General features: G+C 73.6%; 1 protein-coding gene. It reads left to right on the top strand.

From position 1 onward, the window contains the following. Positions 1–250 (top strand): LLM class flavin-dependent oxidoreductase (locus tag PUR53_RS27115; RefSeq protein WP_329909936.1); only part of this gene is annotated, 250 nt, incomplete at both ends.

The raw sequence follows: 250 nt of genomic DNA, 5'->3' as shown, positions 1-250 counted from the left end.
CACACCGACATCGGCGAGGCCGCCCACCGCGTGGACGCCCTGCGCACCAGCGTCACCCTCGCCCGCCAGACCGACCAACGCGGTTTCCACCGCTACTGGGTGGCCGAACACCACTCCAGGCCCGGCGTGGCCTCCTCCTCCCCGGCCGAGATCCTCGCCCACCTCGCCGCCCACACCACCCGCATCCGCCTCGGCTCGGGCGGCGAGCTGCTCCCCAACCACGCTCCCCTGGTCATCGCGGAGCAGTTCG

Source organism: Streptomyces sp. SP18BB07 (assembly GCF_036322545.1).
GTDB classification, from domain to species: Bacteria; Actinomycetota; Actinomycetes; order Streptomycetales; family Streptomycetaceae; genus Streptomyces; species Streptomyces deccanensis.
This window is presented reverse-complemented; position numbering and strand designations above follow the sequence as displayed.